Source organism: Aeromicrobium sp. PFPM2_SD2 (genome assembly GCF_057364525.1).
The window spans coordinates 1-4,843 of record NZ_JBNFNZ010000168.1; the positions used below are offsets into that span (position 1 = coordinate 1).

6 protein-coding genes and 2 pseudogenes are annotated in these 4,843 nt (G+C 69.3%); all 8 read left to right on the forward strand.

The annotated features are described in order from the left end of the window. Positions 1-371 precede the first annotated feature (371 nt). On the forward strand, positions 372-680 hold the full coding sequence (gene rpsJ, locus AC2W7G_RS09125) for a 30S ribosomal protein S10 (RefSeq protein ID WP_007078637.1): 309 nt from the start codon (positions 372-374) through the stop codon (positions 678-680). Positions 681-694: 14 nt separating this feature from the next. Then, positions 695-1,351, forward strand: a complete 657-nt coding sequence (rplC, locus tag AC2W7G_RS09130; protein WP_485868158.1) for a 50S ribosomal protein L3 — start codon at positions 695-697, stop codon at positions 1,349-1,351. A gap of 4 nt (positions 1,352-1,355) precedes the next feature. After that, positions 1,356-2,297 (forward strand): 50S ribosomal protein L4, sunset domain variant, encoded by a 942-nt coding sequence (gene rplD, locus AC2W7G_RS09135; protein ID WP_485868159.1) that lies wholly within the window; start codon positions 1,356-1,358, stop codon positions 2,295-2,297. Then, complete coding sequence (gene rplW / locus AC2W7G_RS09140) at positions 2,294-2,599, forward strand: 50S ribosomal protein L23 (RefSeq protein WP_485868160.1); 306 nt, start codon at positions 2,294-2,296, stop codon at positions 2,597-2,599. Before rplD ends, rplW begins: the two co-directional genes overlap by 4 nt. Positions 2,600-2,620: 21 nt before the next feature. Next, positions 2,621-3,450: pseudogene (gene rplB, locus AC2W7G_RS09145) on the forward strand (50S ribosomal protein L2). 14 nt (positions 3,451-3,464) lie between these two features. After that, complete coding sequence (rpsS, locus tag AC2W7G_RS09150) at positions 3,465-3,746, forward strand: 30S ribosomal protein S19 (RefSeq protein WP_038951459.1); 282 nt, start codon at positions 3,465-3,467, stop codon at positions 3,744-3,746. Continuing rightward, positions 3,743-4,164: pseudogene (rplV, locus tag AC2W7G_RS09155) on the forward strand (50S ribosomal protein L22). The gene rpsS and the pseudogene rplV overlap by 4 nt, the downstream one beginning before the upstream one ends. Next, a partial coding sequence (gene rpsC, locus AC2W7G_RS09160; RefSeq protein ID WP_485868161.1) for a 30S ribosomal protein S3 occupies positions 4,164-4,843 on the forward strand: 680 nt, incomplete at its 3' end. The pseudogene rplV and the gene rpsC, both read left to right, overlap by 1 nt.

The window sequence follows — 4,843 nt, forward strand, 5'->3', positions numbered from 1 at the left end:
CGCGCGCGCCGCCCGCGCGCCCGCGCGACGCGCCACGGAACCCGTGACGAAGGCCGCGCGGACCTGATTTGTGCTATCGGGGGATCGTCTGACAGACTAGTCAGGTTGCTCCGGTGGGTTCGCTGGGGCGTCGTCGCAGGATCCCCCCTCCGGGGCCGGGGTCAGCGCCGTCGCCGGACCTGAGAACCTGCCTGGCTCGCGGAACCTCATCGGAGGGGCTGCAGGCCCAACTCACCAACTCGAGATCGGCACATCGATGGCGCTGCGCGCCGCGACACGCCCGACCTCGGGGGTCGGAGGGGGAGCAGCCGTTCTCCCCGGCCGGGGCGAGAACGACAAGCGGTAAACGACGAGAAGGACGAACTGAGAGCATGGCGGGACAGAAGATCCGCATCAGGCTCAAGGCCTACGACCACGAGGTGATCGACACCTCGGCGCGCAAGATCGTCGACACGGTCACGCGCACGGGTGCGAAGGTGGCCGGGCCGGTGCCGTTGCCGACCGAGAAGAACGTGTTCTGCGTGATCCGTTCGCCCCACAAGTACAAGGACAGCCGCGAGCACTTCGAGATGCGTACGCACAAGCGGCTCATCGACATCATCGACCCGACGCCCAAGACCGTCGACTCGCTCATGCGGCTCGACCTGCCTGCCGGCGTCGACATCGAGATCAAGCTCTGAGGGGTAGACGACCTATGAGCACGACTTCCACCGCGAACGCGCGCGGCCTCCTGGGCCGCAAGCTCGGCATGACCCAGGTCTGGGACGCCGACAACCGCGTCATCCCCGTGACCGTGATCGCTGCCGACACCAACGTCGTCACGCAGATCCGCACGCAGGAGACCGACGGCTACACCGCCGTCCAGATCGGCTTCGGCGAGATCGACGGCCGCAAGGTGAACCGCCCCGAGGCGGGTCACTTCGCCAAGGCCGGCGTCACGCCGCGCCGCCACGTCGTCGAGATCCGCACCGAGCTGGTCGCCGACTACACGCTGGGCCAGGAGATCTCCCCGGAGATCTTCGCCGCGGGCGACGTCGTCGACGTCACCGGCACCAGCAAGGGCAAGGGCTTCGCCGGCGTCATGAAGCGTCACGGCTTCGCCGGCGTGAGCGCCTCGCACGGCGCGCACCGCAACCACCGCAAGCCGGGCTCGATCGGTGGCTGCGCCACCCCGGGCCGCGTCTTCAAGGGCCTGCGCATGGCCGGCCACATGGGCACCGACACCGTCACCACGCAGAACCTCAAGGTTCACGCGGTCGACGCCGAGAAGGGCCTCATCCTCGTCAAGGGCGCCGTGCCCGGTCCCAAGGGCCAGCTCGTCGTCATCCGCAACGCCGCGAAGGGAGCCTGACGCCATGGCGAAGACCGTCGACGTCGACCTGCCCGTCGACCTGTTCGGTGCGCAGACGAACGTCCCGCTCATCCACCAGGTCGTCACCGCGCAGCTCGCTGCCGCCCGTCAGGGCACGCACGACACCAAGAGCCGCGGCGAGGTCCGCGGTGGTGGCAAGAAGCCGTACCGCCAGAAGGGCACCGGTCGCGCCCGCCAGGGCTCGATCCGCGCTCCCCAGTACACCGGTGGTGGCGTGGTGCACGGCCCGACGCCGCGCAGCTACGACCAGCGCACGCCCAAGAAGATGAAGGCCGCCGCCCTGCGCGGTGCCCTCTCGGACCGGGCCCGCTCGGGTCGCCTGCACGTCGTCGACAGCCTGGTCACGGGCGACGCCCCGTCGACCAAGGCCGCCGTCGAGGCGCTGCTGGCGATCACCGCGCGTCCGCGCGTCCTGGTCGTCGTCGACCGCAACGACGAGCTGACGATCAAGAGCCTGCGCAACGCCAAGCAGGTCTGGCTGATCAGCTACGACCAGCTCAACACCTACGACGTCGTCCGTAGCGACGACGTGGTGTTCACCCAGGCCGCGTTCGACGCCTTCGTCGCCGCTCGCTCGGCCGAGGGTGTCGAGACGGTCAAGCTGAGCGCCGCCGTCACCGAGGCTGCTGCTCCGGCCGCCGCCCCGAAGAAGGCCGCGACCAAGAAGGCCGCGCCGCAGGCCGAGACGACCGAGGCTCCGGCCGAGGCCGCCGCCGAGGGCGCGACCAAGACCCAGCCGTTCGGCCCGGGCTCGAAGGCGCCGCTCAAGAGCGGCAACGCGCCCAAGGGTCACGAGGTCAAGGGTGCCGCCGGCTCCTACTACACCGCGGACGACGCCGGCTACGCCGACGTCGAGGCCGAGGTGTGGTTCGACTCCGCCGAGACGGCCCAGGCCGCGGGCTTCACCGCAGGAGGTAGCAAGTGACCACGCAGCGCAAGGACCACCGTGACGTCCTGCTCGCCCCGGTCGTCAGCGAGAAGACCTACCGTCTGATCGAGGACAACAAGTACACCTTCGAGGTGCACCCGGACGCGAACAAGACCGAGATCAAGATCGCCGTGGAGACCATCTTCGGCGTCAAGGTCACGGCCGTGAACACGCTCAACCGCGTGGGCAAGGTCCGTCGTACCCGCAACGGCGAGGGCAAGCGCAAGAACACCAAGCGCGCCATCGTCTCCGTCGCGGCCGGCCAGACCATCGACATCTTCTCGGCGCCGAGCGCCTGAGACGACGAGGACTGATTTTCCATGGCTATCCGTAAGTACAAGCCGACCACCCCGGGCCGTCGTGGCTCGAGCGTGGCCGACTTCGCCGAGATCACCCGCACCACGCCGGAGAAGTCGCTGGTCGAGCCGCTGCCCAAGAAGGGCGGCCGCAACAACCAGGGTCGTATCACGACGCGTCACCAGGGCGGCGGTCACAAGCGCGCCTACCGCGTCATCGACTTCAAGCGCTACGACAAGGACGGCGTGCCGGCCAAGGTCGCTCACATCGAGTACGACCCCAACCGCACCGCCCGCATCGCGCTGCTGCACTACGCCGACGGCGAGAAGCGCTACATCATCTGCCCCGACGGCCTGCGCCAGGGCATGACGGTGGAGTCCGGCACCGGTGCGACATCAAGCCCGGCAACAACCTGCCGCTGCGCAACATCCCGGTCGGCTCGGTCCTGCACAACATCGAGCTCCGTCCCGGTGGCGGCGCGAAGATGGGCCGCTCGGCCGGTGCCCGCGTCCAGCTGGTCGCCCGTGAGGGCAACCGCGCGCAGCTGCGTCTGCCCTCGGGCGAGATGCGCTACGTCGACGTCCGCTGCCGCGCCACCATCGGCGAGGTCGGCAACGCCGAGCAGTCGAACATCAACTGGGGCAAGGCCGGCCGCAAGCGCTGGAAGGGCGTCCGCCCGACCGTCCGTGGTGTCGCCATGAACCCGATCGACCACCCGCACGGTGGCGGTGAGGGCAAGACCTCCGGTGGTCGCCACCCGGTCAGCCCGTGGGGCAAGCCCGAGGGCCGTACGCGCAAGCGCAAGGCCAGCGACCAGCTCATCGTCCGTCGTCGCAAGACCGGCAAGCGGTAAGGAAGGACTGACCCATGCCGCGTAGTTTGAAGAAGGGCCCGTTCATCGACGGCCACCTCGAGAAGAAGGTGGACGCGCAGAACGAGGCCGGAACCCACCAGGTGATCAAGACCTGGTCGCGTCGCTCGATGATCCTTCCGTCCTTCATCGGACACACGATCGCCGTGCACGACGGCCGCAAGCACGTCCCGGTCTTCGTCACCGACTCGATGGTCGGCCACAAGCTCGGGGAGTTCGCTCCCACGCGCACCTTCCGTGGCCACGAGAAGGACGACCGGAAGGCGAAGCGCCGATGACCGCCGCGACCCGTCAGAACTCCAGCGCCCGTCGTGACAGCCTGCTCGGCGACGAGGCCGGCTCCTTCGCCGTCGCGCGCTTCGTGCGCGTGACGCCGCAGAAGGCCCGCCGCGTGGCCGCGCTCGTGCGCGGCGCCGACGTCGACAGCGCCCTGGCGACCCTGCAGTTCGCGCCGCAGGCCGTCTCCGAGGTCTTCTACAAGCTCGTCGCGTCGCCGTGGCCAACGCGACCAGCACCGAGAACCTCGACCGGGCGAACCTCGTCGTGAGCAAGGTCCTCGTCGACGAGGGCCCGACCATGAAGCGTTGGCGGCCGCGCGCCAAGGGCGCTGCCAACCGCATCCTCAAGCGCACCAGCCACATCACCGTGGTCGTGCAGCCTGCGGACGACTCGAACAAGAAGGGTGGGAACCGCTAGTGGGACAGAAGATCAACCCGCACGGCTTCCGACTGGGCATCTCGACCGACCACAAGAGCCGCTGGTACGCGGACAAGCTGTACAGCAGCTACGTCGGCGAGGACGTCAAGATCCGCAAGCTCCTGACCAAGGGCATGGACCGCGCCGGCATCAGCCGCGTGGAGATCGAGCGCACGCGTGAGCGCGTCCGCGTCGACATCCACACCGCGCGTCCGGGCATCGTCATCGGCCGCCGTGGCGCCGAGGCCGACCGCATCCGCGGCGACCTCGAGAAGCTCACGGGCAAGCAGGTGCAGCTGAACATCCTCGAGGTCAAGAACTCGGAGATGGACGCGCAGCTGGTCGCCCAGGGCGTCGCCGAGCAGCTCTCGGGCCGCGTGCAGTTCCGTCGCGCCATGCGCAAGGCGATGCAGTCGACCATGCGCTCGGGCGCCAAGGGCATCCGCATCCAGTGCTCCGGCCGTCTCGGCGGCGCCGAGATGAGCCGCTCGGAGTTCTACCGCGAGGGTCGCGTGCCGCTGCACACCCTGCGTGCGGACGTCGACTACGGCTTCTACGAGGCCAAGACGACCTTCGGCCGCATCGGCGTGAAGGTCTGGATCTACAAGGGCGAGGTCGCCGGCACCCGCGCCGAGCGCGAGGCCGAGGCGGCCAAGCGCGCCGCGGCCCCCGGTGGTCG